This is a genomic window from Sphingobium nicotianae (assembly GCF_018603885.1).
GTDB lineage: Bacteria > Pseudomonadota > Alphaproteobacteria > Sphingomonadales > Sphingomonadaceae > Sphingobium > Sphingobium nicotianae.
Map to the genome: position 1 here is coordinate 1 of NZ_JAHGAW010000018.1, position 24,337 is coordinate 24,337.

Here is a 24,337-nt window from a genome sequence, read left to right on the forward strand (position 1 = left end):
TATGCGTGGTCTTGTCGCTAACATCCAATCCTGCATAGATCGACATCGGTCACCCTCCTGCATTGAAGCGTTCACACGACTTCGTACCATCCAGGAGGGTGGCTAGATCAATTACGCGGTGTCCGACATATCGAACACTCACTCTCGGTAGCGACCCCGCAACCGAAGAGCCCTGAGACTCGGATCTCAGGCGGAGAGCACGGCTCAAAAATTGAGCGCGTCCGTTCGGCACAGTCCTATTTAATCGAGCTTTCCTCAGTGGCTCGCTACTTCCATCCTGTCGGCCTCGAAATAAGCACAATATATTTTATATGAAATAGAAATAATATGCATTTGCCTATCGTATCATGATGCGCAAATGTGGGTGCTCAGTGAAATTAGCTTCGCGGCGTCGGTGCTTTTGGAGAACCCCTCTCTCCGTGGTGTCAACGTGAAAGGAAGGAGCTGCCGTAGAGGTCAACGCTCAAATGAGGATCATGGACCCGCCGGAGACAGCCCTGACTCTGGAACAGCGGCAGCTTTTGGAGGACCTGTCGCGGTCACTTCATCCTCGGCAAGCGCGCTGGTTGAGTGGCTATTTCGCTGGATTCGACGCTGGTCTGCGAACGACCTCCGCGCAGACTGCGTCGTTTCAAACCCTCAAAGCACGTAGTCTGACCATTCTCTATGGGACCGAGACGGGCAATGCAGCCGAGCTCGCACGTGCGCTGGATAAGGCGGCAAAGGCGAAAGGCTTGGAGCCGCGGCTCGTCGACATGGCGGATTACAAGCAGCGCGAACTGAGCCAGGAACAGGATTTGCTGATCATTGTGAGTACGGGCGGCGACGGAGACCCTCCCCAGCCAGCCATGGGCTTTTTCGAGCATATTGAAGGACGCAAGGTTCCGCAGCTGGAGCACGCGCGCTTTGCCGTATTGGCGCTGGGCGACACAACTTATGAACATTTCTGCGAGGCGGGAAAGCGCCTTGACCGCCGCTTCGAGGAGCTCGGTGCGAGCCGCCTGACATCGCGTGTCGACTGTGACGTCGACTATGAAGAACTGGCGGAACCCTGGATCGAGCAGGTGGTGGCGCTTTTGGCGCAGGAGGCGCGGCCCGTCGTGGTGTCGCCACCGGAGCCGGTCGCAGGAGATTTGCCGGTCCGAGCCTATGACAAACGTCATCCATTTCCCGCACCGATCATGGAAAACATGATCATTGTCGGGCGCGGTTCGAGCAAAGAAACGCACCATGTCGAACTCTCGCTGGCGGGATCAGGCCTGACTTATCAGCCCGGCGATGCCCTCGGCATCGCCGTTTCCAACGATCCGACTGTCGTTGCGGCACTGCTCGATGCACTGGTGCTTTCGCCGGAAGTTGAATTCGAGGTGAAGGGCCATGCGCTGACTCTGGGCGAAGCTCTCACGCATCGTTATGAGATCACCACCGCGACGCCGCGCTTTCTGGACTATTGGGCGCTCCTCAGTAATGCAGCCAAGCTTAGGCAGCTACAGCAGGAAGATCGTGGGGGCGAGCGGGCGGCGTTCCTGAGCACGCACCATATTATCGACATTGTCCGCCGTTTTCCCGTGACCGACGTGATGCCGAATGACTTGGTCTCAGCGTTGCGGCCCTTGCAGCCGCGCCTCTATTCCCTGGCATCGAGCCAGTTAGCGATTGGCGATGAAGCCCATCTCACCGTCGCACCAGTTCGGTACGAACTTCACGGCGAGCCCCGCAACGGCGTTGCCTCGAGCCTGATCGCGGACCGAGCCGGACCCGACACAGCGCTACCCGTTTACATTCAGAGCAATCCCCATTTTCGGCTGCCGGACGGCGGCGCGCCGATCATCATGATCGGCGCGGGCACCGGCGTCGCGCCCTATCGCGCTTTCATGCAGGAGCGCGAGGTGCTCGGCGCCGGAGGCCAAAGCTGGCTTTTCTTCGGAGACCGCAACTTCCGCACCGACTTTCTCTATCAGACGGAGTGGCAGGACTGGCTCAAGGACGGCACCCTGAACCGCATGGACGTCGCCTTCTCCCGCGATGGTCGGGAGAAGATCTACGTCCAGCATCGCATGAAAGAGCGCTCGCGTGATCTCTACGACTGGCTTGAGAATGGCGCCCACATTTACGTCTGCGGCGACGCCGCGCACCTGGCGCCAGATGTCAATGAAGCACTGACCGACATCATCGCGGCTGAAGCCCATATCGGACGGGACGCGGCGGAGGACTATGTTCGCACCCTGCAATCCGACCATCGTTACCAACGCGACGTTTATTGAGAAACTACCTATGACTGCTCCCACGAATATCGACCGCAGCCGCGATCTTTCACAGCCTCTCGACCGGCTGGGTTTGGATGAGCGGATGAAGGATGCCAGCGATTATCTACGCGGCACGATTGCACTCGGTTTGCTCGATCAGATCACGGGTTCCGTGCCGTCCCCCGACGATGTTAAGCTCATGAAGTTTCACGGCATCTATCAGCAGGACGATCGGGACCTGCGCGAAGAGCGGCGGCGACAAAAGCTGGAACCCGCCTTTCAGTTCATGATCCGCGTGCGCTTGCCCGGCGGCGTCTGCACGCCAGAGCAGTGGCTCAAGCTCGACGAACAGGCGCGTGCCCATGGCAGTGAGACACTTCGCATCACGACCCGCCAGACTTTTCAGTTCCACTGGGTTTTGAAGGACAGTCTGCGCCCCGTCATTCAGGGCCTGCACGAAACGCTGCTCGACACGATCGCGGCGTGCGGTGACGACAGCCGCGGGGTCATGTGCACAGTGGATCCGCAAAGCTCGGCCTTTCACGCCGAAGTTGCGGCGCTCGCCAAGCGGGTGAGCGATCATGTTATCCCGAAGACCCGCGCATATCATGAGATCTGGTACGGCGACGAACGCGTCGCGGTGTCGGAGGACAAGGAGGAGCCTTTCTACGGTTCCACCTATTTGCCTCGCAAGTTCAAGATTGGCTTCGCGCTCCCACCTTCCAACGACATCGATGTCTATGCGCAAGATTTGGGCTTCATCGCCATTGGCGGACCGGGCGGCCTGGAGGGTTTCAATGTCGTGATCGGCGGCGGCATGGGACGCACGGATCAGGCGCCGCAAACCTATCCTCGTCTTGCCAGTCTCATCGGATTCATCCCGGCTGATAGGGTGCTGGCCTGCTCGGACGCGGTCATGACCGTGCAGCGCGATTATGGCGATCGTAAGGACCGCCAGCATGCCCGTTTCAAATATACGATCGACGATAAGGGGCTGGAATGGATCAAGGCCGAGATCGAGCTCAACATGGGTGAGGCCTTCGAGGAATCGCGGCCCTTCAGCTTCACCTCCAATGGGGACAGCTATGGCTGGAGCGAGACAGCGGACGGGCGACATCACCGCACATTGTTCATCGAGAACGGCCGGCTGAATCTCCCAACGCTTGACGCCCTGCGTGATATTGCCCGCATCCATCGCGGAACGTTTCGGCTGACGCCAAATCAGAACGTCATCATAGCCGGCGTGGCCGCCGAGCATCGCGCCGACATAGATGCCGTGCTGATCAACCATGGGCTGGAAAGCATGCAGACTTCCATGCTGCGCCGCAATTCCATCGCTTGCGTGGCGTTCCCGACGTGCGGCCTCGCGATGGCGGAGAGCGAGCGTTACCTGCCGAGCCTTATTGGCAAGATCGAGTTGATCCTCGCCGAGAACGGTCTTTCGAGAGAGCCGATCACGCTGCGGATGAGTGGCTGCCCCAACGGTTGCTCACGGCCCTATATCGCCGAAATCGGTCTGACCGGCCGGGCGCCCGGCAAATATAATCTCTATCTGGGTGGTGGCTTTCATGGGGAGCGGCTCAACTGCATGATGCGCGAGAATGTTGGTGAATCCGTAATCCTCGAGACTTTGAGGGATGCGCTGGGCCGCTACGCCCGCGAGCGCAAGCAGGGCGAGCGTTTCGGTGACTTCGCCGTTCGCGCGGGGATTGTGCGCGAAGTGACGGAAGGACGTTTCTTCAATGACCCGCAAACCTGACTTCGACTTCCTGGCAGAGACGATTGCGGCAGCGCACGGTGTCGCGTCCGACGTGCCTTTTGGTGCCGTGTCGCCGCCCATTTATATGTCCAGCACCTACGAGTTCCCAGGCTTCGATCAGCCTGGCCGCTACGACTATGGACGTTCGGGCAATCCCACGCGCGATTTGCTGGCGGACGTGCTCGCCAGGCTCGAGGGCGGGGCGGGCGCGATCATCACCTCAAGCGGCATGGCGGCGATAGATTTGCTGGTCGGTCAGCTGCGGCAGGGCGATCTCGTGATAGCCCCCCATGATTGCTATGGGGGAACGATGCGCCTGCTGAACGCGCGCGCCGAGCGGGGGCATATTCGGCTCCTGTTCGTCGACCAGAACGACCTGGCCGCCGTGAGTGAGGCATTGCAGGACGAGCCCACGCTGATGCTCATCGAAACACCCAGCAATCCACTGATGCGCGTGGTGGATATTTCAGCGCTGGCGGCTCTGGCCAAGGACGCCGGTGCGGAGGTGGCCGTCGACAACACCTTCCTCTCGCCGGCATTGCAGCGGCCGATCATATTGGGCGCGGACTATGTGATCCATTCCACCACCAAGTTCCTCAATGGCCATTCGGATGTCATTGCTGGCGCCGTCGTTGCGGAGCACCCCGATCAGGTCGAGCGACTTCGGCATTGGGCAAATGTTGTCGGCTGCATCGGGACGCCCTTTGATGCCTGGTTGACGCTCCGCGGCGTGCGGACCCTGTTCGCGCGAATGGAGCGCCAACAGCTAAACGCGATGGCAATCGCCAACTATCTAGATCAGCATCCGGCCGTTGTCCGTGTCTACTATCCCGGTCTGCCATCGGACCCGGGTCATGCAACGGCCCTTCGCCAGCAGAGTGGATTCGGAGCGATGCTGAGTTTCGAACTGGCTGGCAGCACAGAGGCCGTGAGACACTTCGTCAGGAACGTGCGAGCCTTCACTCTGGCGGAATCTCTTGGCGGCGTCGAAAGCCTCGTTGCTCACCCTGCGACCATGACCCATGCCGACATGGGTGTCACCGCACGTCAGGTCGCCGGGATCAGTGACGGCCTTTTGCGACTCTCGATCGGACTTGAGCATGAGCGGGATTTGTTGTCCGGCTTGGAATGCGGCTTCGCGGCCTGCTGACGGATTTGCTCAGGAAAGGAGCGGCGCATGTCCCATGAATATGACGATCCCATCCCCCCGAAGGCTATCGAGGAGGCTGCGCTCATTGTGGTCGAGCGCCAACTCCTTGCAGGGCGACCGGTCATCGACATCACGCATGAGGTGGTCGCCGAGCGGTTTTGCGCTTGCGTCTCGGCGGCCGACATGGCCGACAATGCCTCGATCCTGGCGGCGCTGGAGCGAAATGTCGCGGAACGTGCCGAAGGCATGCTCGCGGCGCGTCAACTGCTCAACCGCATTGACCGGGCCTCGCAGGATTCCTTTCCCGCAAGCGATCCGCCGGCCTGGATCAGTTCAGGACAGACCCGGACATGACCGAAACCGAGATTCGAACGAAGCGCATCTATGAACGGGCGAGCGCGAGCGACGGTACGCGCGTTCTCGTTGACCGGCTATGGCCGCGCGGCGTCAGTCGTGCATCTGCTGCGGTCGATGTCTGGCTTGCTGATATCGCACCTAGCGCGGCGTTGCGCACTTGGTTCCATCACGATCCGGCCCGGTTTTCGTCCTTCAGGACGTGCTATCAGCAAGAGCTCGACGACAATCCTGCGGCCGTCGATAGCATGCTTGCTCTTATGAAGCCGGGCCGGCTCACGCTGCTCTACGCGGCGCATGATCTGCAACATAACCACGCCATCGTGCTAGCGGATTATCTTCAGCGGCGTTTGCAGGCGGAGGGGGAGGGCGGCGTCGCGAAGAAACGCCCCGTGCCCGCCGAGACTGAAGTTGTGGGCCATGAGCGCTGAGCCTGAGCGTCATGGCTTGCTGATGGCGCTGCCGCCCATTCTGCGCGCGGGTTTCCGTCCATTCTTCCTTGGGGGCAGTGCGTGGGCCATCATCGCGCTCGCGCTGTGGATTTCAACGTTGAGGGGGCTCGTGAACCTACCCACCGGTTTCGAGCCGGTGGCCTGGCACAGGCATGAGATGCTGTTCGGCTACCTCGGCGCGGTCATCACCGGCTTCCTCCTGACGGCCGTGCCCAACTGGACTGGCCGTATTCCAATTTCAGGGACACGGCTTGCGCTGCTGGCGGCCCTCTGGCTTGCCGCGCGCCTCGCGCTGCTGGGCTCAGCGTATGTCGGCGCCGTCACGGCGGCGCTGCTGGACGTGGGGTTCTTCGCCGTCCTGACGGTCCTGATCGGTCGCGAAATTCTTGCCGCGCGAAATCGCAATGTGCCGGTTGTCGTCGCGCTGGCCGTGTTCACGCTGGCTTGTGCGCTGGATCACGGCGAGGCGCTTGGCGCGAACATTCTTGGCGGCCTAGGGTGGCGGCTCGGCTTCGGCATCGTCCTGGTCCTGATTGCGTTTATCGGCGGGCGCATCATTCCGTCCTTCACGCGCAACTGGCTGGCTGGTCGGCCGGGAGCCGACCGTCTGCCTCGACAGCCCGACAGGTTCGATCTGGCGGCGTTGGCGTTTCTCGTGCCCGCCCTGTTGAGCTGGGTGGCCCTGCCGGAGAGCCGGGTTGCCGGGGAGCTGCTTGTCGTCGCCGGGTTGCTTCAATTCGTCCGGTTGACGCGCTGGTCGGGCATCCGCTCGCTTGGCGAGCCGCTCGTCGCCATTCTGCATGTCTCGTTTCTATGGCTGCCGGCGGGGCTCGTGCTTCTCGGAACGGCCGCGTTCACCGACCGCATCGTCCCCTCCGCTGCCCTGCATCTGCTGAGCGCCGGGGCCATGGCGTCCATGACGCTGGCCGTCATGACCCGTGCAACGCTGGGACATACGGGACGCCCACTCCATGCTGACCGCCTCACGATCGCCATTTTCGCTCTCGTGACGACAGGCGCGCTGCTGCGCTTCGCCGCCCCGTTTCTTCCTGTCGGCTACATGGCCGCCATCGAAGTTGCCGCGCTCATCTGGGGCGGCGCCTTCCTCCTGTTCCTGGTCGGCTATGGCCCGAAACTGCTCGGGTCGCGGCCGGACGGACGCCCTTGATGGGCGCGTCAGGCCAGCCAGGCAGCGGGGGAAAACAGGTCGTGATCGAGTTCGAGCCGACGCCAAATCCAGATGCGATCAATGTGCGGCCAGGTCGGGTTCTGTCGGCAGGATCGCCTCAGGAATATAAAGGTGCCCCGGCGAACGCCGGCGATCCGCTCGCCGCTGCGCTCTTGAAGATTGACGGCGTAGCGCGCGTCATGATCGGCCGGGACTGGTTCTCGGTGATCAGGGAGAGCGCCGATTTTCCATGGGCCGACTTAAAAGCGGATATCGCCTTCGCGCTCGCCGATGTTTCGGAGCAAACGTCGCAGCTTGAAACAACCGATCAAGCCGGAAAGACGACGGACGACCGGCACGCGCATTTCAGCGATCTGGAACTGGAAATCGACCAAGTGCTTGAGCGGTGGGTGCGACCGCTGCTCGAAGCCGATGGTGGCCGCGCGGTGCTGGAGCGCTTTGATCCCGAAGAGGGAGCGGCATGGGTTCGCATGGAAGGTGCCTGTGGCGGATGTCCGTCCTCGAGCCTCACGCTTAATCGCCTTATCGAGCAGACTGTCCGCAAGTGGGTGCCCGAAGTGAGACGCGTTCGCGCCGTGACAGGTGAAGTACGTCCCGTCGGCGACGCAAAGGCACGGTTTCGCGATTGGATTGCCGGGAAGTGGGGCACAGTTTGAACCCAATTCAGGCGACATCGGCGGTTCGTCCGATCGCATAGCGACACGATGAGCGCGGCCTAAGGTTTTACCGTCTCCTGGCGGGAAGGACTGAGAGCCCGTGGATCGCCCTCAAATAGCTTTTTTGGGCGTTCGACGTGTGTTGGACGCAAAAGACGCTCGGCGCCTCGCGGGCAAGATTTTGTCGGTAGCGCGCTCGAAGAGTCTGCATGGCTACCGGCTCATGGGTCCTTCGCGGGGGTCGCCTTCCCTCCGCAGATATCGGCGACGGCGCGCGCAGTCAGCGCTGCGCAATATGCGCCAGCGAACGGGAACGCTCCAGCCAAACTGTCTTTGACATCTGCCTCGAGCGTCTGCTGCAGGCGCCGACGCGCGCGCAGCAAGCGGGTTTTTACCGTGGCTGGGAGGATTTCCAAGGCCTGGGCCACCTCTTCGATGCTCAATCCCTCGACATGTCGCAAGATGAACACCAATCTGAATTCCACAGGCAGGCCGGCGATGGCGAATTCCAACAGTCTTCTTACCTGCTTGACGGCAAGTGCCGATTCCGGACCGCCACGGTCATTCGATCCCTGCATGAGCTTTTCCCGGTATTCATCAAGATCGGTGACGGAATGGGCATCGAGCCGCGCGCGTCGGCGCCGGGTGGCGCGAGTCCGGCCGAGCGCTTCATTGATCGCAATGCGAGTCAGCCAGGTGGAAAGCGATGAGTGCCCCCTGAAACTTTCGATTGCGGCAAATGCCCGGCTATAAGTTGTTTGCACCACATCCTCGGCATCGGCGTGATTGCGCAAAATCCCCCACGCGACCTGGAACAATCGCTGGTTGTGGCGCTCGGTGAGGACGTGAACGGCCATCGGATCTCGGGCACCGAAGCGGGCAGCCAATTCCATATCGCTAAATGCCGCATAGTCGGATTTGAGAAGAGCCGTCATGTCAGTGACACCGGACTGAAGTCGGCAGCGAAGCCACGAATTCGTGGCTTGGACCAGGTTCGTCCGCGAAGGTGCCTTGGGCAGCGCTGCATAATCATCGACACTCCGTCTTGCACGACGTCTCGACCCTACATGGCTGCATTCGACGCATCAATTTACCGCCACCGCACGGCTTTAGGCCATTTATTGGCGCATCGGCCAGTCGATTGGACGGCGGCGCAACATCCGCTGCTTGGGATGTGACTCCCGATCGAAAGTCTTCATGGAAATTCACCGCCGCCTCCCGCTCGTTCGCGCATTGGATGCCTGAAACATCGAAAGGTGCCCGCGAATAGTCGGGAACCTCTCAACTCATCCGGCATCAAAGGGGCATGCGTCGATGCTGGATCGGTGCGGACAGGAGTAAAACGACATGTCGAGAATCTTGATCGCGGCATTGGCCCTGGGAGCGTTCACTGCAAGTGCAGCAGTCTCGCAAAACGGCGCGACGCTCAACGACGCCAAGATCGCGCATATTGCTTATACCGCCGGCGCGATTGATATTGCCGCTGGCAAGCAGGCGTTGGCGAAATCCAACAATAAGACCGTGCGGGACTTTGCTTCCGAGATGGTTCGCGACCATGCTGCGGTCAATGATCAGGCGGTCGCATTACTCAAGAAGCTTGGCGTTACGCCGGAATCCAATCCGACCAGTGATGCGCTATCGAAACAGGCTTCGGCGGAGACGGCAAAGCTGTCCAAGCTGAAGGGTGCAGAATTCGATCGCGCCTATCTCGCCAACGAGATTGCCTACCATCGCACCGTCAACAGTGCGCTTCACGACACGCTGATTCCCGGTGCAAGCAACGGCGAACTCAAGTCGTTGCTTTCCACTGGACTTACCCTTTTTACCGAACATCAGGTCCATGCCGAGCATTTGGCGAAGGCCCTTCGTTGATGGCATGGAGCCGCGCGATTGCTCACGTCAGCGTGGCGGCGGTGCTTTTCGCGGTGACGGGCGAGGCAGCAGGTGAGTCAGTTTCGGGCCGACAATCCAGGACGTTTACAATCGTCATCGACAAGATGGCGTTCGGCTCGGCGTCGCCTGATCTCCGTGTCGGAGATGCAGTTGTGTGGATTAATCGCGACCTTTTCCGGCATACGGCAACGGCATTGGACAAGAGTTTCGACGTCGATCTGGAGCCCGGGAAAAGCGCCCGGATCACTTTAACGCGGCCCGGCGTCATAGCGTTCGTTTGTCGATATCATCCCGGGATGAAAGGCAAACTCCAAGTGCATGAAAGGCGATAGGGCGGCAGGACGTCGCTGCGGTCATCCGAATGATCTGGCCGATGTCGGGTCATTCGGATCCACCGCCTGATTCAGCGGCAACTGCGTCGCAAGATGCTGCGCTGCCGGGAACCATTGGCCGCCGATCCAGCAAACTGGTACAGTCGACAAAGAAGATGGCGCTGCTCGCGAAGTCGCCTCCGACGGCAACACGCGGCAGGGGAAGCCCTGGGCCCGCTTTCACATGCCCCAATAGGGCTCGCAGGCAATGCCGTCGCTGTCGCCGTCGAGCGTGTCGCGATAGCCGGGCGAGCCGGCATAGATTGGCGCGACCCCTGCGGCCCGTGCCGCATCGCAATTGCGGTAATAGACAGACCGCTCGACCGCTGCGATTTCCTCGGGAGATCGCGACATGTTGTCCACGATCCCTTTCACCCTGGGCACGGCGTTCCAGCCAACCACTGCGCCAAAGACGGCCAAGGCTGCGACTTGTCCGGTGAAGGACTTCCACCCCGACCGCGATTGGCGTGCGCCGCGCCATGCGTGGCGACGCTTCTCAGTTCGGAGAAAGTTCCGGTAATTCTGCCGCATGATCGCAGCTTCGCATGATGAAGTTGTCCTGAGGTTAACTTGCCGCGAGGTGGCAACCTGATGCAGATGGATGTTCGTTCCTAGCAAAATGCCGGCGCGCCGGCCGCGTCATGGAGCAGCCGTCGACCGTAATACGCTCAACTGTTGGGCCCGGTCCGCCCATCTCTATTTCGCGATAGTAACTCTCGCGCGTGTCCGTCCAAAAGTGCCGCTCGTGCTTTGCAAGGCCGAGCCCGTCCGAAGTGAGCGACGAGGGGGAGGCGAACAAAATCCGGGTTCAGCGCCTCTTTTTATCTGCGACCCGTCATCCGGGCGCGGGATGAGCTTAACGAAAATCATGGCTTCGGATCGGAACAATCTCCTCCGACCCGTCAATCGTGCGGAACAGCGGCGGCGCCAGGGTTCGCGCCTTGGGAAAAGCCGGATCGCGCGGGTCCGGGCCGCCGCCGCTTGTCGCTCCGTCGCCTCGGCCGGGGGCGACTGCAAAATCGGTCCGGCCGATCGAGCGGAGCATCTCGTCATGATTGGTGATCCGGTCGCAGATGACGTGGATGACCTCGCCTTCCTTCTGCAAGCGTCCGCGCATGGCGATCATCGAGCTCGACATGATCTGGCGGCGGTAGATCTCGAACCGGTCCGGCCACAAGATGCCATTGGCGATGCCAGTCTCATCCTCGATCGTGACGAACAGGACGCCCTTGGCCGACCCTGGTCGCTGGCGCACCAGAATAACCCCGGCGACCTCGATGTTCCGGCCGTTCGGGATGTGAGCCAGATCCGCACAGCGCACGATGCGCATTTGTTCGAGCTCCGGGCGCAGGAAGCTGACCGGGTGGCCGCGCAGCGAGAGCTGCAGGGATCGATAGTCCTCGACCACTTCGCGCCCCGCTGTCAGCGATCGCAGCGCGACCGCCGGCTCTGTGCCTTCCGCGCTGAACCTCCCCTCGCGCTCGTCGGCTGTTGCGAACAGGGGGAGGGGCGCCTCACCCAGGCCCTTGACCTTCCAGAGGCCTTGGCGGCGATCGTCTGCGATCACATGGAACGCGTCGGCCTCCGCGAGGCGCTCGATGGCCGCGCGCGGCACACCGGCGCGACGCCAGACTTCCTCGATGCTGTCATAAGGCGAGGGTCCGCGCGCTGCGACGATGGCGGCGCCATGGATGTTGGCGAGCCCCTTGATCTCCTTGAAGCCGAGCCGGACCGCGAGATAGGGACCCTTGCCCGGCTCGAGCGTACAATCCCAATGGCTGTCATTGACCGAGACGGGGCGGACCTCGACGCCATGATCGCGCGCATTCTGGACGATCTGCGCGGGCGCATAAAAGCCCATCGGTTGGGCGTTGAGCAAGGCGGCGCAAAATACGTCGGGGTGATGATGCTTCATCCAGCATGAGGCATAAGCGATCTTCGCGAACGAGGCCGCGTGGCTCTCAGGAAAGCCATAGGAGCCGAACCCCTCGATCTGCTTGAATGTCCGCTCGGCGAAGTCCCTCGGATAGCCGCGCTCGACCATGCCGCCGACGAGCTTGTCGTAGAAATGGCTGACCCCGCCTGTGAGCTTGAAGGTCGCCATGGCGCGGCGCAGCTGATCGGCCTCGACCGGCGTGAAACCGGCGCCCACGATCGCCACCTTCATCGCCTGCTCCTGGAACAGCGGCACGCCCAGCGTCTTCTCGAGCACGGCGCGCAGCTCGGGCCTTGGATATTCCGGCTTCTCCTTGCCTTCGCGGCGCCGCAGATAGGGGTGGACCATGTCGCCCTGGATCGGGCCGGGACGCACGATCGCGACCTCGATCACAAGGTCATAGAATTTGGTCGGCTTCATGCGCGGCAGCATCGACATCTGAGCGCGGCTCTCGATCTGGAAGACGCCCAGCGTGTCGGCCTTCTGGATCATCGCATAGACGTCGGGATCATCATCCTGCAGATCGGCCATGCCGACGCGGATCCCCTTGTCCTGCTCCAACATGTTGAAAGCACGATTCATGCAGCCGAGCATGCCGAGACCCAGCACATCGACCTTCATGAATTTGAGCGCGTCGATATCGTCCTTGTCCCATTCGATGATCTGCCGATCCTCCATGCGCGCCGGCTCGATGGGCACGAGATCGTCGAGCCGGTCCTGGGTCAGCACGAAGCCGCCCGGATGCTGGGAGAGATGGCGCGGTGTGCCGATAAGCTGACGCGCGAGATCGATCGCCAGGCGAAGGCGATGATCACGGGCATTGAGGTTGAGGCTCTCGATCTGCTCGTCGGAGATGCCGTCCATCGACCAGCCCCAGACGAGGCCGGTCAGCATCTTAGTCAGATCGCGGGGGAGGCCGAGCGCCTTGCCGACCTCGGAGACGGCGCCGCGCGTGCGATAGCGTGTGACGACCGCGGTCAGCGCCGAGCGGTGCCGTCCATAGGTCTCATAGATCCATTGGATGATCTCTTCGCGCCGCTCGTGCTCGAAGTCGACATCGATATCGGGCGGCTCCTTGCGCTCGCCGCTGACGAACCGCTCGAACAGCAGCTCGTGCTGGATCGGATCGATCGAGGTGATGCCCAGCATATAACAAACGCAGCTATTGGCGGCGCTTCCGCGGCCCTGGCAAAGGATGCCGCGTCGCCGGCTCTCGGCGACGATCGAATTGACCGTGAGGAAATAGGGCGCATAGCCGAGTTGCTCGATGAGCCGCAGCTCATGATCGATCTGGTCGCGATAGGCCCGCGGCAACCCATCGGGAAACATGCGCATCGCCGCTTCCTGTGTCATGGCCGCCAGTGCTTCCTGCGCCGTTCGACCCTCCATCACCTGCTCATAGGGATATTGATACTGGATCTCGCCGAGATCGAAGGTGCATTGCGCCGCGATATCGGCGCTGGCCTGGATCGCATCCGGGAAGGCCTCGAACCTTCGCTCCATCTCCTGGGGAGACTTGAGGTTGCGGTCCATGAACTGCTCGCGCTTGAAGCCGAGCGCATCGACCACGGTCTTCTCGCGGATCGCGGTCATGACGTCCTGCAACGGCCGCCGTTCCGGTGCATGATAGAGAATGTCGCCCGTCGCGACGCTGCGCACGCCAACGGTGCGGGCAAGGCGATTGAGCGCATGGAGCCGTGTCGCATCCTGCGGGCGGCGGCGCAGCGTCAGCGCGAGATAGCCCCGCTTGCCGAAGGCCGATCGAAGGTCCGTGAGATGAGATCGCAGAATCTCGTCCGCTTCGTCCGGAACGAGCACGGCAATCAGGCCCTCGCCGAACGCGACGACATCGCTCCAGTCGAGAAGGCAATGACCCTTGCCGCCTCGGGCCTTTCCCAGGGAGAGCAATCGGGTCAGCTGCGACCATGCCTGCCGATCTGTGGGATAGAGAAGCAGCGCGCGGCCGCAACTCAGGTTCACCCGCGTGCCGGCAAGCATGCGCACCCCGGTGGTCTTCTGCCCGTCCCATCCGCGCACGACGCCGGCGACGCTTCCCCAGTCGGTCAGGCCTAGCGCCCGATGACCAAGTCGCGCGGCGGTCGCGAACAGTTCTTCCGGTGAGGAGACGCCGCGCAGGAACGAGAAATGGCTCGTGACCTGCAGCTCGACATAGGTTGCCATCAACCGAACAGGCCGTGGATATACCAGCTCAGGTCCCCGGTCGGCACATCGACGCCATCGCCGCGGCGGAACAGCCAGAAGCGTGCGCCGCCTTCGACCTCGACCTGGAAATAGTCGCGCACCGCCCAGAGCTCGCGGTTGTTGCGCCACCATTCGCCATGGATCCGCTCGGGCCCGTCGCCCGCGACGACACGGTAGAACTGCCGACGCCACATGAAGCGGCGCGGTGGTTGGTCGGGCAGCAGCGCCATCACCTGCCCGAGCGCTTCGGGGCGCTCGAGCAGCCGGACGGGACGGCGCCATTTCGGCCAGCCTTGCGGTTCGTCAAGAGGCGGCGCGCGATGAACCGCGCGTTCGGGCACGTCGCTTTCGCGCGACCCGATCCGGAACAGGGCGCCTTCGCCGACGCGCCCGCTCAGCCGGTCCACCAGCGGCGCGATGTCGGGCGGGCGCTGCTCATCACCAAGGCCGGCGCTCAATGCGACGGGGTTCAGCATTTCGACCCGCGGTGCGCGCAGGACCAGCGCCTCGATCCCTAAGCCTGGCTCGATGCGTTCGATCCGCATGGTCAACATGCGCTTGAGATGCCTGGCGTCGCGCGTCGCCCGGGCTGTTCCAAGACCAATGCGCTGCTCCTCGCCGTCGACACGCGCACAGCTCAGCGCCAGCGCGCGGGCGCCAAGGCCGCGCGCCTGCAGCGTCGCGACGAGATCATCGACCAGATCGCCGATGACCTGGCCAAGCGCTTCGGCTGTTCCAATCGGTTCCATGAGACGGCGCTCCGCGCGCGGTTCGTCGAACGGGACGACCGGGACAATCGGCTCGGCAGCGATGCCCCTGGCCTGGTCGAGCCGCGCGACCGTCGCGAGGCCAAGCCGGCGCGCCAGGGGGCCGCGCGGCATCTTGTAGAGATCGACGATCCGCTCGAGCCCGAAACGACTGGCGGCGGTGAGCGCGCCGGGCGCCAGGCGCAAGGCGCGCAAGGGCAACGGCGCGATCGCTTCGCTTTCCTTGCCCGGCGGCAGGACGATAATGGCCTCACGTGAATAGCGCGCCAGCGCATGGGCCGCGCCGGGCGACCCGGCGATGGCGATTGTCGCCGTGAAGCCGAGCCGATGCATGTAGCGAAGCAGGCGCCGGCAGAAGCGCTCTTCGCCGCCGAACAAATGGGTCGCGCCAGTCAGGTCGAGCCACAGGCCGTCCACGCCCGAGGGGCAAGCGGTCGGCGTCCAGTGTCCGACCGCATGGAGCGTCAGGCGATCAAGGAAGGCGCGGTCTGCCTCGGGCTCCGCATCGCGCACATCGAGATCGGCAATGAGCGCGCGCGCCTGCGCCGCCGGCATGCCCGGGGCGAGGCCCAGATCGAGCGCGATCGGGCAGGCGCACGTGACCATCTCCTTCTGGCCGACACGCTCTATGAGGATGAGCGGTTTGCCCCAGGGGTTGTGGCGAAGCGAGAACGCGGACGATCCGGACGCGGGCGCGCCATCGTCACCGCTCATGGCCTTGAAGGGATGCTCGGCCTGCTCGCTCCGCCGACCCAATTCGTGCGCTGCCGGGCGCTGATGGGCAGGCAGTGTGTCGATCGACGCCGGCGCCGGCGCCGGCGTCGCGCCGAGCGCGCCGTCACGCGCCCATCGTGCGCCGGGCCGCCAGCCTCCGCCGCGCGGCACCGAGCATGCGCCCGGATCGTCGTCGATCGGCGCGAGCGGGAGAGCGTGACGAGGCCGGTGCGGCTCAGGCGGCGTGGCTGGCCGCTCCGCCTGACGCAGTCGCTCGATCGGCAATTGCGGCAGGTAGAGCGAGGCGACCCTGGTCATCGCAGGCCTCCACGTCGAGAGAGAAGGGATTGCCGCCGCGCTGGCGAACGAGTTCGATCGACCAGCATGCCCGGCCGATACCCGCATGGGGCAGGGGCGTCGAGGCCACCGATCCGACCAGCCAGCGCGTCATTGCCGACGATGGCTGGTCGAGCGGCGAGCGGTCGCGCGATTTGTGCCGACGGTAAAGCAGGATCGGCGTCGATCCGTCCGCCGCTGCAAGCTGGAGCCGCCGTGTCGCGGTCTGATCCGCGACCTTCACCTCGGCGATCACGCAGGCGAGCGATCCATCGCGCAGGCCATCCTCCGCAAGTGCGAGCACGTCGCTATCATTGCGCCCTTGAGCATAAAGAAGCTTGCGCGGGCCAAGGCCGACCTGCTCGATACCCGGCGCATAGAGATCGAACTTCGTAAGAGCCCACAGCACGGTCAGTCCGGGGGCTGCCGCGAAGCGCGCCGCGATGCCGGCCGCGAACAGGGCAGCGGCGGCGTCGTCGCTGAGCTCGGCGGAGCGACCCGCTATTTCGTGCAGAGCCGCGCCTGAAAGACCATGATCAACCAGACGATCGTCGATCGCGTCCACGCCGAACGGCAGCGCGGGGCCCCGCGTCAGACGAGCGTGCACCACTGCGGCACGAAGCGCCGACAGTTGTTCGGCCCGAGAAGGATCGGGGAGGGGGGCGGCCATTTTCATGTTGGGACTATCGACTCATGTGTTCCCTTTATGTTCCTCTTGATCCGACGTCTCGTCAAGGCGAAGCGGTGGCGCTTCACACCTGCTCGTCGCTAAAAGGCGCAAGGTCAGGAGAAACCATGATTCGTAAGATCTTGAAGATGGGCGATCCAGGGCTGCTTCGCGTCGCCAAGCCGGTCGCGGATGCCCTGGCCGCTGAGTTGAAGCCGATCATCGCCGACATGTATGAGACGATGGAGGCGTCGAAAGGCGTCGGCCTTGCAGCCCCGCAGATCGGGATCGATCTGCGCATCATGATCTTCGGCTTCAACGAAAATCCACGCTATCCGGACGAAAAGCCGGTCCTGGTGACCACGCTCATCAATCCCTGGCTCGAAACCCTGACGGACGAGACCGAGGATGGCTGGGAGGGGTGCCTCTCAGTGCCCGGCATGCGCGGCCTCGTCCCGCGCGCCACCCACATCCGCTATGGCGGCACGCTGGAAAATGGCGAGACGATCACGCGCGAGGCGCGCGGATTTCATGCGCGGGTGTTCCAGCATGAATATGATCATCTGGACGGCATTCTCTATCCGCAGCGCATTATGGACATGACGAAATTCGGGTACATCGAAGCTTTGTTTCCGGACGGTCCGCTCGCCGCCCTGGAAGCGGACTGAGCGAAGGGCGAACGCATCAGCCGGGCGAGAGAGACGGAGCGAGAAGCCAGTGCCGAGACCCATTCCGCTAATCTGCCAAAACCATGCAGGAACAGGGTTCCTCCTGACCGACGGCACGTCCCTGTGGCTGACGACCTGCGTACATCTGATCACGGGTCTCGCCGACACGCCCAACGACGCGGCAGGATTTGTGAACGCTGTCGTGAAAGTGGTGGGACCCGGCATGACCCTCCCACTGTTCTCGGCTGGCCAAAAGCGATTCAGAGTCATCGTGAACAACGTCGATGGCCTGTTAGTCGACGCGATTGCGATAAAGCTGACGCCGGTCGAAGCCGCCGGACTGATTGACTTCGGTATATACGAGCTTGGGTCGATCGTGGTTCCGCAGGTGGGCGACAAGGTGACGGCACGCGGATTTCCGGGGCTCGGCGCCACCCTCGTGGAGGAGCAGACCTTTGAGGCGGATGTCGAAGAGATTCACGGCGTCAGCATCAGATTGTCGAAGCCGAGTGCCCCGGGTTTCTCGGGAAGCGCCGTTGTGAACGAGGCGGGACTCATCGGCATTCTGTATGGCGATGTCGGGGCGCTCTCAAACATGAGCAATGCGCTCGTCGTTTCTCTCGACGTGATTAGAGACAGCCTCTTTCAAAGCGGGAGCTGACATGGGTGAAGGCTGGAACGACGATCAACCATCAAAAGATGAACAGCCTGTGCTGGCCCTAGCGCTGAGGACTGCAACAGTTGATGACATGGCAGTGATGCGGGACGTGATGGCGCCATTTCGGAACCGTCATTTTCCTCCCAATTTTCAGACAGACCAAGTCCGGATCGCGCAGCTGGGTGATGATGTGGTCGGCTTCGTTGGCTGGAAAGGCGACGAGGTGCTTGCGCTCTACGTGGCGGACGCCTGGAGAGGCCAACGTATCGTAGGTTCCGGGCTGCTCGCCGCGGCGGAAGCGGCCATAAGGGAGCGCGGCCATGCAAGAATTCGCATCATGATCGACGCCGACGAAGACCGCGCACGCCGCTTCTATGTCGAACACGGTTATGAGTCGCGCTGGCAACACAGCGAAGACGACATCATATGGATGTACAAAGCCACGTAGTTCCGTTCGATCTTGGCGCCGCCACTTTCAAAGCAGCGCCATTTGCTCGCTGCGGGGCGGGTACACCTGCGTGACGGGAAGGCTTCCCATGGGCAGATATTTGAGCACATCGATCGCCGGCACTTCGAGGTCGAGCCAGGCCGCCCATTGGTCGCGTGTGAGCGGTATGATCTGGCGGCTATGATAGGGCGCGATCTCTTCGCCCGCGTCCAGGGTAAGCATCGAGAAACATTCACCGACCGGGCTCTCCCGCCAGATACCAGCGATGCAGAACCAGTCATGGTCCTTCATCGTGAAGAGCCACTTGTCGAGCCGCTTGTCCCTCGGGCGCGGTACGACCGGATCGGTGAACTCGTAGAAGCCGTCGGCAAGGATGAGGCAGCGATGCGAGCTCAGGTCAGGGGCTTTGCCGCCAAAACCATCTGCGCGGAAATTATAGACCGGTCCCTTCGTCCCGGGCCAGCCCCATCGTCGACTGACCAGCTCTCCGGCCCGTCGTCGCCCATCGGCCGGGCTGCGCACGATCGGGGCTACGTCGGTCATTTTGATATCGGCGCGCGCCTCAACGTTCGGAATGCCTTCGGGCATGTCGATATTGATTTCGAGGTCGTCAAAATCCTCCAGGATGGATGCGATCTCAAGTTCGAGGCGATAGTCATTGCACATCCGGCCACCCTAACGCCTCGCCCTTGCGACTCAAAATCGTTCCTGATATGTTCCACCTCATGAGCGCGACCGCAACTCCATTCGATGCAGATGCGCCGGAGGGCAGCCTCCGTCCGATCATCCGCTACAAGTCAGACGAGCCGAGCAAGAAGGAAGTAGTCAATGCGCATTGGGGTTCCAATCCGCGCTTTTCCGACGGGATCGAGTATCGGTTCGTGCGCTCGGAGGGCAAGACCTTCCCGAGCCACCGGTGCCTGATCCCGGCGTCTGAATTTCAAATGAAGGTCGGTAAGAAGCGCTATCGGGTCACGCGCGATGATGGGAATTTCTTCTATCTTGCCGGCGTTTGGGAGCCGCCGATGGGCGACTGGCCGCTCTCGTTCAAGATCGTCACCGTCGCCGCCAATCCCGAGGTGTCACGCTATCAGGAGCGCCATGGCGCTATCATCCAGCGCAGCCAGGTGATGCAGTGGCTCGACCGGACCGTTCGCGAAGCCGACCTTCTGGTCACGCCACCTGCGCACAGTTTCGTCATCGAGGAAATTGGCGGCAAAACTGGGAAGCCAAAGCCCTTGCAAGGTGCGCTTTCGGCATAGGGAGATCGGGCGGTGAATTCAGAAGCCATCAGTGCAGGCGGAGCGATCGAGGAAGGCTCGGCCGTGCTCGACAGCCTGAATCTTGCCAAGTTTAGCGCTCCGCAGATCGACACCGCGCTACGCCTTGTCGAGCAACTGTCCGCCCCTGAGCGGGGTGATCCGGTTTCGTGTCGTTCGGCGCTGCAAGCCTATGCGCGCGGTGCCGGATTCGACGATGCCATTCTCGCGGCCGAGGCACTCCGCGTGCGTGTCGCGGCGCTTGCCAAATGGAGAGCGGGCCACGATCCGCTGCGGCAGAGCAATGCCCAGTCCGTGGTCGAGGCCGCTGCGGTCTCGCGGCTAAGCGAGCTCGCGGACGGAATTGGGTTCGAGCCGGCGGCGTTTCAGGAGTTCATCCTCTTCATCGAGGAAATCCCTTGGTAGCGCGAGCTGTGGTGACCTTGGTCCCGATCCTGATTGCCGCGATATGGTCAGCACCCGCACTGGCAGATCCCTGCGAAGGCGCTTTGCCAGCCAAAGACATGATCTTCTCTGGTATCGTTCGCTACGTCGGCGACGGCGACGGCCTGTGTGTCGGCCCAGCAGGTCGGCCAGATCAATGGATCGAAGTGCGGCTCGGGGATTTCTACGCGCCTGAACTCCATGAGGCGGGCGGCACGGACGCCAAGGTCCGGCTCGAGCGTCTGGTTATGGGCAAGCCGCTCGTCTGTCGGGCCGGCAAGCACAGCTATGATCGTGTCGTCGCGAATTGCACGCTGAACGGGCGCCCGGTCGGGCAATTGTTGCGAGCGCGAGGCGGTGTCGAAGGCGGTCGGGGCTGGAAGCGATGAATGCCATGCTCGACCTTTTTGAGACGCCGGTCGTGTCGGGCCTTTCGAGCTGTTCGGATATCATCAGCCCGGCCGAGGAAGCGGAGCTGATCGAACGGATCGATGCTGACAGCCTCAGTCCGTTTCGCTTCCAGCAGTGGACTGGCAAGCGGCTGACCTGCTCGTACGGCTGGAGCTATGACTTCGAGACGGGCCGTTTCTCCCCGACCAAGCCGATCCCGGACTGGCTGATATCAACCCAGGAGAAGGCCGCGCGCTTTGCCGGCCTCGATCCGACTCAACTCGTCCAGGCGCTGCTCATCCGCTACGATCCCGGCGCCGGCATTGGCTGGCACAAGGACCGGCCAGTCTTTGAGCATGTCGTGGGCATCTCGCTCGGCGCAGCGGCGACGATGCGGTTCCGGCGCAGGGCTGGCGCAAAGTTTGCGAGGGCAAACGTGTCGCTCCAGCCGCGGTCGATCTATCATCTGAGCGGCGAAGTTCGGCATAGCTGGGAGCATAGCATCGCCGAGATGGATGAAGCGCGCTGGTCGATCACATTTCGAACCCTGGCAAGGTCAACGCAAAGCCATCAGTAGGATGGCTCCCGCCCGCGCTATTTGCCGCGAGCCCATACCGGAGAGCCAAGTGCGCGAGCCGTGCCGCCGACCGACGGTGCGAGCGACGCGAGATGCGCGCATTAGGGGGACAACGCCATCATAACCCCCCGCCTGGGCGCGAAAAGACCGGACATTGATCTTCGCTTCGAAGTGGCCTGCGCTCGGTGTAGGATGCGGCCACTATGACGACGCAAAACACCCCCATGCCGGCGCTCTTCATCGGGCATGGAAGCCCGATGAACACGCTGGAAGTCAACGGCTTCACACAGGCGTGGCGCAAGCTTGGCAAGATGTTGCCGCGGCCCCGCGCCATTCTGGTGGTGTCGGCGCATTGGTTCATCGGGTCGACCGCCGTCACGGCAATGTCGAAGCCGCGCACGATCCATGATTTCTATGGCTTTCCGCAAGAGCTGTGGGATTTCCAGTATCCTGCGCACGGCGCGCCCGACGTCGCACAAGAAATCGTCGAAGCGGTGAAGCCGGACTGGGTGGGGCTCGATCGCGAGCAATGGGGCCTCGACCATGGGACATGGAGCGTCCTGGCGCATCTCTTTCCTGAGGCCGACGTCCCCGTTGTCCAGCTGTCCATCAATGCACTGCAGCCCCTGTCTTATCATGTGGCCTTGGGTGCCCGGCTCGCATCGCTTCGCGAGAGCGGCATCCTTGTGCTGTCGAGCGGCAACGTCGTTCATAATCTCCGCCTGGTTGATTGGGGTCGACCGACTGGCGGCGAAAATTGGGCGCAAAGGTTCGACGAGGCTGCGATGAGGCAGATGGTCAACGATCCCTCGAGCCGTCCGTTGATCGCCGCCTGACGAAAGAACCCGACACCAAGAGCGAAGAGCGCCGTGATTGGAATGAAGATGATATTCGTGACGACAGCATAGCCGCTATCGGCAAAGGCGTTGAGAAATTCCGGTCGCGTCGGCTCGCCCATCACCAGCCAATAGACCGGGATCGCCGCCCACCAGAGCTTCGCATACCAAGGACACCACAGCCAATAGGACAGGCCCAACCCATCGGTCGGACCCGACTGATCGTCGTCCTGCATTGGCTCAGTTTCAGTCTCAGTCATGCGAAAAACCTCGACCGAAAATATAGCATGCCTTGGCGTTCAGTGAAAGCGAGAGATCCGGCCAATTCAGCGTCGAAATCTAAAGAAATCAACGATATTTTCCCACCATCGAGAGGTTCGGCGAAGTCGGATATGGATATTCGGTTGACCGGCATCTTCCGGAAGCGGAGACAATGGAACGGGCTTGATGGCCGGTTCACCCGCCCTCTTGCGAACATGCTCTTCCAGCTCGAACAGGAAGCCTTGGTCTTGATATTGGTTGCCGCTCAACTCGATCCCCACAACACTCGAATGGCCTCCTGGCTCATAGGCGAAGGCCAGCAAGAAATCGATATGGAACGCCGGCTGCTGGTGGTATATTGGTATAGCAACCTATTGTAAGGTAGAATGCCGTGAGCACTGGACTCAACATCAAAGATCCCGAAGCGCACCGCCTCGCCCGCGCGATCGCGCAGCGCACCGGCGAGCCAATGACCCGCATCATTGTCGATGCCCTTCGTGACCGCCTAGCCGTGCTCGAGCGGCAAGGTGACAAAGCGAGCGTCAATGAACTTCTGACCATTGCGCGTCGCACCAGCCAACTGGTCAAGGGGCCGCAGGTCCCGCACGGAGACCTTCTCTACGATGAGGGCGGCGTGCCCAAATGATCGTCGATACATCAGCGCTCGTCGCCATATTGTATGGCGAAGATGAAGCGGCCCAATTCACGCGGATCATTCGGGACGCGACCATCTGCCGGCTCAGCGTCGCCAGTTTTCTGGAACTGACGATGGTCGTCGAAAGCCAGCTTGGCCCTGAGGCAACCCGCAATGCAGAAACCTTCATCCGGCGGGCCGGGATTCTGATCGAACCCGTCACGACCGAGCAAGGGCTGATCGCCCGGCAGGCCTTCTTCGATTTTGGAAAGGGCCGTCATAAGGCACAGCTTAATTTTGGGGATTGCTTCTCTTATGCTCTCGCAAAAGCCGTGGAAGAGCCCCTCCTTTTCAAGGGAAATGACTTCATCCACACCGATGTCGAGCCGGCCACGGCAGACTCCTTTCAGTAGGCCCTGACATTCGAATGAAGACAGATCTCAGTCACCTTCCAGCGAACAAGCGGCGCGAGCTAGACCGTGTGGTCCAGAAGGACGCCTACGTCAAGGCGCGCTATTCCAAGCATTATCGTATTTCGAAAGACGAACTCGAGTGGCTTGGACAGCATGTCGAGGAACTGGGGCAGGCTGTACACGACGTTTGTAAGAAGAGGATCGCGGAGCTGCGATCGCAGGCGCTCCAAGTCTAGCAGCGTCTGCATCCGGTTGGGCGACCCGAACTGTCCGCCAACAACAAATTGAAGGGATCGTCGGTGCCAATCATGCTCTTGCCCGTCTCAGCTGGAAAGCGACTTGTGTCCCGTCCGGCGATAGCGCGAACAGATGTCGGCCCGCTATTTCATTGTTGGCTGGTCCAATGTCTCGAAGGCGAACAAGGTCTTCGGCCGTTACTGACTTATTGGCCCAGCTCGGGTCCGCCGCTCGCGGTGGCATGAGGTCGCGGCATTCCGACCCCTGCGCGAAGGCAGGGGTCGTCACCGTGGCGAGGGACCACGGCAATGCGATCGCCGCAATAAGGCACTGGGCCAAACGTGCTTCTGTCACAGCGATTTCGAGATGCTGAAACTGACGAACCGTCCGATGGTCGGATAATTGGTTGAGTCGAAGGCCGGGTCGGTCGGACTGGACGTCCGGATCGCCGAAGGCTTTCTGTTGAAGAGGTTTGCCACGCTCAGCGTGAAGCCGACGTCCTTGAAAAGTCCGCTCGGTGCCGAACTCTTAATCTGGGCAACGGCATCCACCGAGAAGAAGGACCCGACATTCACGAACGGTGTCAAACGATTGTCGGTGGTTCCGCCGACATAGGTCGCGAACGTGCTGAACGACGCGTTGCCGCGCGTCCATGTGCCGCCCCCCTGGCCGCGCCAGTTGGGAGGATTGAAGATGATGCCCGCGTTCTGCACCGTCGGCATGCCGTCGATCAGCTGCCGCTTGCTCTTGAGATAGCTCGCCGCCGCCGAGAGATCGAAATGGTCGTCCCCGGCATCAAAGCTGTAGCTCGCGGCCAGAT

The 24,337-nt window shown here is 62.0% G+C and carries 28 protein-coding genes; 21 read left to right on the plus strand and 7 right to left on the minus strand.

Annotated elements, in window-relative coordinates; all coding sequences use genetic code 11:
- Positions 1-476 precede the first annotated feature (476 nt).
- The 7 genes from KK488_RS20785 to KK488_RS20815 are packed head-to-tail and all read left to right on the plus strand — an operon-like array spanning position 477 to position 7,806.
- On the plus strand, positions 477-2,264 hold the full coding sequence (locus tag KK488_RS20785) for an assimilatory sulfite reductase (NADPH) flavoprotein subunit (RefSeq protein ID WP_214625644.1): 1,788 nt from the start codon (positions 477-479) through the stop codon (positions 2,262-2,264).
- Entirely contained in the window at positions 2,215-4,005 is a 1,791-nt protein-coding gene (locus KK488_RS20790) for an NADPH-dependent assimilatory sulfite reductase hemoprotein subunit (RefSeq protein WP_250890874.1), read from the plus strand. The genes KK488_RS20785 and KK488_RS20790 overlap by 50 nt, the downstream gene beginning before the upstream one ends.
- A complete protein-coding gene (metB, locus tag KK488_RS20795) occupies positions 3,989-5,155 on the plus strand; it encodes a cystathionine gamma-synthase (RefSeq protein WP_214625645.1) in 1,167 nt (388 codons plus the stop codon). Before KK488_RS20790 ends, metB begins: the two co-directional genes overlap by 17 nt.
- Before the next feature lie 27 nt (positions 5,156-5,182).
- Entirely contained in the window at positions 5,183-5,509 is a 327-nt protein-coding gene (locus KK488_RS20800) for a hypothetical protein (RefSeq protein WP_214625646.1), read from the plus strand.
- The gene (locus tag KK488_RS20805) at positions 5,506-5,940 is read left to right on the plus strand and encodes a DUF488 domain-containing protein (protein ID WP_214625647.1); all 435 of its coding nucleotides are present in this window, start codon (positions 5,506-5,508) and stop codon (positions 5,938-5,940) included. Before KK488_RS20800 ends, KK488_RS20805 begins: the two co-directional genes overlap by 4 nt.
- Positions 5,941-5,962: 22 nt before the next feature.
- A complete protein-coding gene (locus KK488_RS20810; RefSeq protein ID WP_214625648.1) occupies positions 5,963-7,129 on the plus strand; it encodes an NnrS family protein in 1,167 nt (388 codons plus the stop codon).
- A gap of 41 nt (positions 7,130-7,170) precedes the next feature.
- Positions 7,171-7,806 carry a NifU family protein gene (locus KK488_RS20815; protein ID WP_214625649.1) on the plus strand — a complete coding sequence of 212 codons (636 nt, stop codon included), beginning with the start codon at positions 7,171-7,173 and terminating at the stop codon, positions 7,804-7,806.
- 221 nt (positions 7,807-8,027) lie between these two features.
- Here the strand turns inward: KK488_RS20815 and KK488_RS20820 are convergent, their stop codons facing one another.
- Positions 8,028-8,741: an RNA polymerase sigma factor gene (locus tag KK488_RS20820; RefSeq protein WP_214625650.1), complete on the minus strand. Its 714-nt coding sequence runs from the start codon at positions 8,739-8,741 to the stop codon at positions 8,028-8,030.
- A gap of 412 nt (positions 8,742-9,153) precedes the next feature.
- Between KK488_RS20820 and KK488_RS20825 the strand changes: the two genes are divergently transcribed.
- Together KK488_RS20825 and KK488_RS20830 are read left to right on the plus strand one after the other, a co-directional pair.
- Positions 9,154-9,678, plus strand: a complete 525-nt coding sequence (locus tag KK488_RS20825) for a DUF4142 domain-containing protein (protein ID WP_214625651.1) — start codon at positions 9,154-9,156, stop codon at positions 9,676-9,678.
- The gene (locus KK488_RS20830) at positions 9,678-10,031 is read left to right on the plus strand and encodes a cupredoxin domain-containing protein (RefSeq protein ID WP_214625652.1); all 354 of its coding nucleotides are present in this window, start codon (positions 9,678-9,680) and stop codon (positions 10,029-10,031) included. The genes KK488_RS20825 and KK488_RS20830 overlap by 1 nt, the downstream gene beginning before the upstream one ends.
- A gap of 219 nt (positions 10,032-10,250) precedes the next feature.
- Here KK488_RS20830 and KK488_RS21510 read toward each other — a convergent pair whose 3' ends face one another.
- The 4 genes from KK488_RS21510 to KK488_RS20850 form a co-directional block, all read right to left on the minus strand.
- Positions 10,251-10,424 (minus strand): excalibur calcium-binding domain-containing protein, encoded by a 174-nt coding sequence (locus KK488_RS21510; protein WP_250890879.1) that lies wholly within the window; start codon positions 10,422-10,424, stop codon positions 10,251-10,253.
- A gap of 502 nt (positions 10,425-10,926) precedes the next feature.
- Positions 10,927-14,187 (minus strand): error-prone DNA polymerase, encoded by a 3,261-nt coding sequence (locus KK488_RS20840; protein WP_214625654.1) that lies wholly within the window; start codon positions 14,185-14,187, stop codon positions 10,927-10,929.
- Positions 14,187-16,007, minus strand: a complete 1,821-nt coding sequence (locus KK488_RS20845; protein WP_214625655.1) for a Y-family DNA polymerase — start codon at positions 16,005-16,007, stop codon at positions 14,187-14,189. The genes KK488_RS20840 and KK488_RS20845 overlap by 1 nt, the downstream gene beginning before the upstream one ends.
- The gene (locus tag KK488_RS20850) at positions 15,925-16,701 is read right to left on the minus strand and encodes an ImuA family protein (protein ID WP_214625656.1); all 777 of its coding nucleotides are present in this window, start codon (positions 16,699-16,701) and stop codon (positions 15,925-15,927) included. The genes KK488_RS20845 and KK488_RS20850 overlap by 83 nt, the downstream gene beginning before the upstream one ends.
- Before the next feature lie 119 nt (positions 16,702-16,820).
- Between KK488_RS20850 and def the strand changes: the two genes are divergently transcribed.
- The 3 genes from def to KK488_RS20865 are packed head-to-tail and all read left to right on the plus strand — an operon-like array spanning position 16,821 to position 18,466.
- On the plus strand, positions 16,821-17,360 hold the full coding sequence (gene def / locus KK488_RS20855) for a peptide deformylase (RefSeq protein WP_214625657.1): 540 nt from the start codon (positions 16,821-16,823) through the stop codon (positions 17,358-17,360).
- 49 nt (positions 17,361-17,409) lie between these two features.
- Positions 17,410-18,021, plus strand: coding sequence for a hypothetical protein (locus KK488_RS20860; protein ID WP_214625658.1), 612 nt, complete (start codon positions 17,410-17,412; stop codon positions 18,019-18,021).
- A gap of 1 nt (position 18,022) precedes the next feature.
- Positions 18,023-18,466, plus strand: coding sequence for a GNAT family N-acetyltransferase (locus KK488_RS20865; RefSeq protein ID WP_214625659.1), 444 nt, complete (start codon positions 18,023-18,025; stop codon positions 18,464-18,466).
- Between the two features lie 27 nt (positions 18,467-18,493).
- Here KK488_RS20865 and KK488_RS20870 read toward each other — a convergent pair whose 3' ends face one another.
- Positions 18,494-19,132, minus strand: a complete 639-nt coding sequence (locus KK488_RS20870) for an SOS response-associated peptidase family protein (protein WP_214625660.1) — start codon at positions 19,130-19,132, stop codon at positions 18,494-18,496.
- Positions 19,133-19,191: 59 nt separating this feature from the next.
- Between KK488_RS20870 and KK488_RS20875 the strand changes: the two genes are divergently transcribed.
- From KK488_RS20875 to KK488_RS20915, 9 genes are all read left to right on the plus strand, one after another.
- Positions 19,192-19,728 (plus strand): SOS response-associated peptidase family protein, encoded by a 537-nt coding sequence (locus KK488_RS20875; RefSeq protein WP_250890881.1) that lies wholly within the window; start codon positions 19,192-19,194, stop codon positions 19,726-19,728.
- Between the two features lie 12 nt (positions 19,729-19,740).
- Positions 19,741-20,151, plus strand: a complete 411-nt coding sequence (locus KK488_RS20880) for a hypothetical protein (protein ID WP_214625662.1) — start codon at positions 19,741-19,743, stop codon at positions 20,149-20,151.
- Between the two features lie 98 nt (positions 20,152-20,249).
- Complete coding sequence (locus KK488_RS20885) at positions 20,250-20,558, plus strand: hypothetical protein (protein WP_214625663.1); 309 nt, start codon at positions 20,250-20,252, stop codon at positions 20,556-20,558.
- 5 nt (positions 20,559-20,563) lie between these two features.
- Positions 20,564-21,136 (plus strand): alpha-ketoglutarate-dependent dioxygenase AlkB, encoded by a 573-nt coding sequence (locus KK488_RS20890; RefSeq protein WP_250890883.1) that lies wholly within the window; start codon positions 20,564-20,566, stop codon positions 21,134-21,136.
- Positions 21,137-21,339: 203 nt separating this feature from the next.
- Complete coding sequence (ygiD, locus tag KK488_RS20895; protein ID WP_250890886.1) at positions 21,340-21,972, plus strand: 4,5-DOPA-extradiol-dioxygenase; 633 nt, start codon at positions 21,340-21,342, stop codon at positions 21,970-21,972.
- On the plus strand, positions 21,894-22,613 hold the full coding sequence (locus KK488_RS20900) for a hypothetical protein (RefSeq protein WP_214625665.1): 720 nt from the start codon (positions 21,894-21,896) through the stop codon (positions 22,611-22,613). Before ygiD ends, KK488_RS20900 begins: the two co-directional genes overlap by 79 nt.
- 11 nt (positions 22,614-22,624) lie before the next feature.
- Positions 22,625-22,879, plus strand: coding sequence for a type II toxin-antitoxin system VapB family antitoxin (locus KK488_RS20905; RefSeq protein WP_214625666.1), 255 nt, complete (start codon positions 22,625-22,627; stop codon positions 22,877-22,879).
- Complete coding sequence (locus KK488_RS20910; protein WP_214625667.1) at positions 22,876-23,280, plus strand: type II toxin-antitoxin system VapC family toxin; 405 nt, start codon at positions 22,876-22,878, stop codon at positions 23,278-23,280. The genes KK488_RS20905 and KK488_RS20910 overlap by 4 nt, the downstream gene beginning before the upstream one ends.
- Positions 23,281-23,294: 14 nt before the next feature.
- Complete coding sequence (locus KK488_RS20915; RefSeq protein WP_214625668.1) at positions 23,295-23,516, plus strand: hypothetical protein; 222 nt, start codon at positions 23,295-23,297, stop codon at positions 23,514-23,516.
- A 351-nt stretch (positions 23,517-23,867) separates the two neighbouring features.
- Here the strand turns inward: KK488_RS20915 and KK488_RS20920 are convergent, their stop codons facing one another.
- A complete protein-coding gene (locus KK488_RS20920) occupies positions 23,868-24,239 on the minus strand; it encodes a hypothetical protein (protein WP_349356951.1) in 372 nt (123 codons plus the stop codon).
- Positions 24,240-24,337 lie beyond the last annotated feature (98 nt).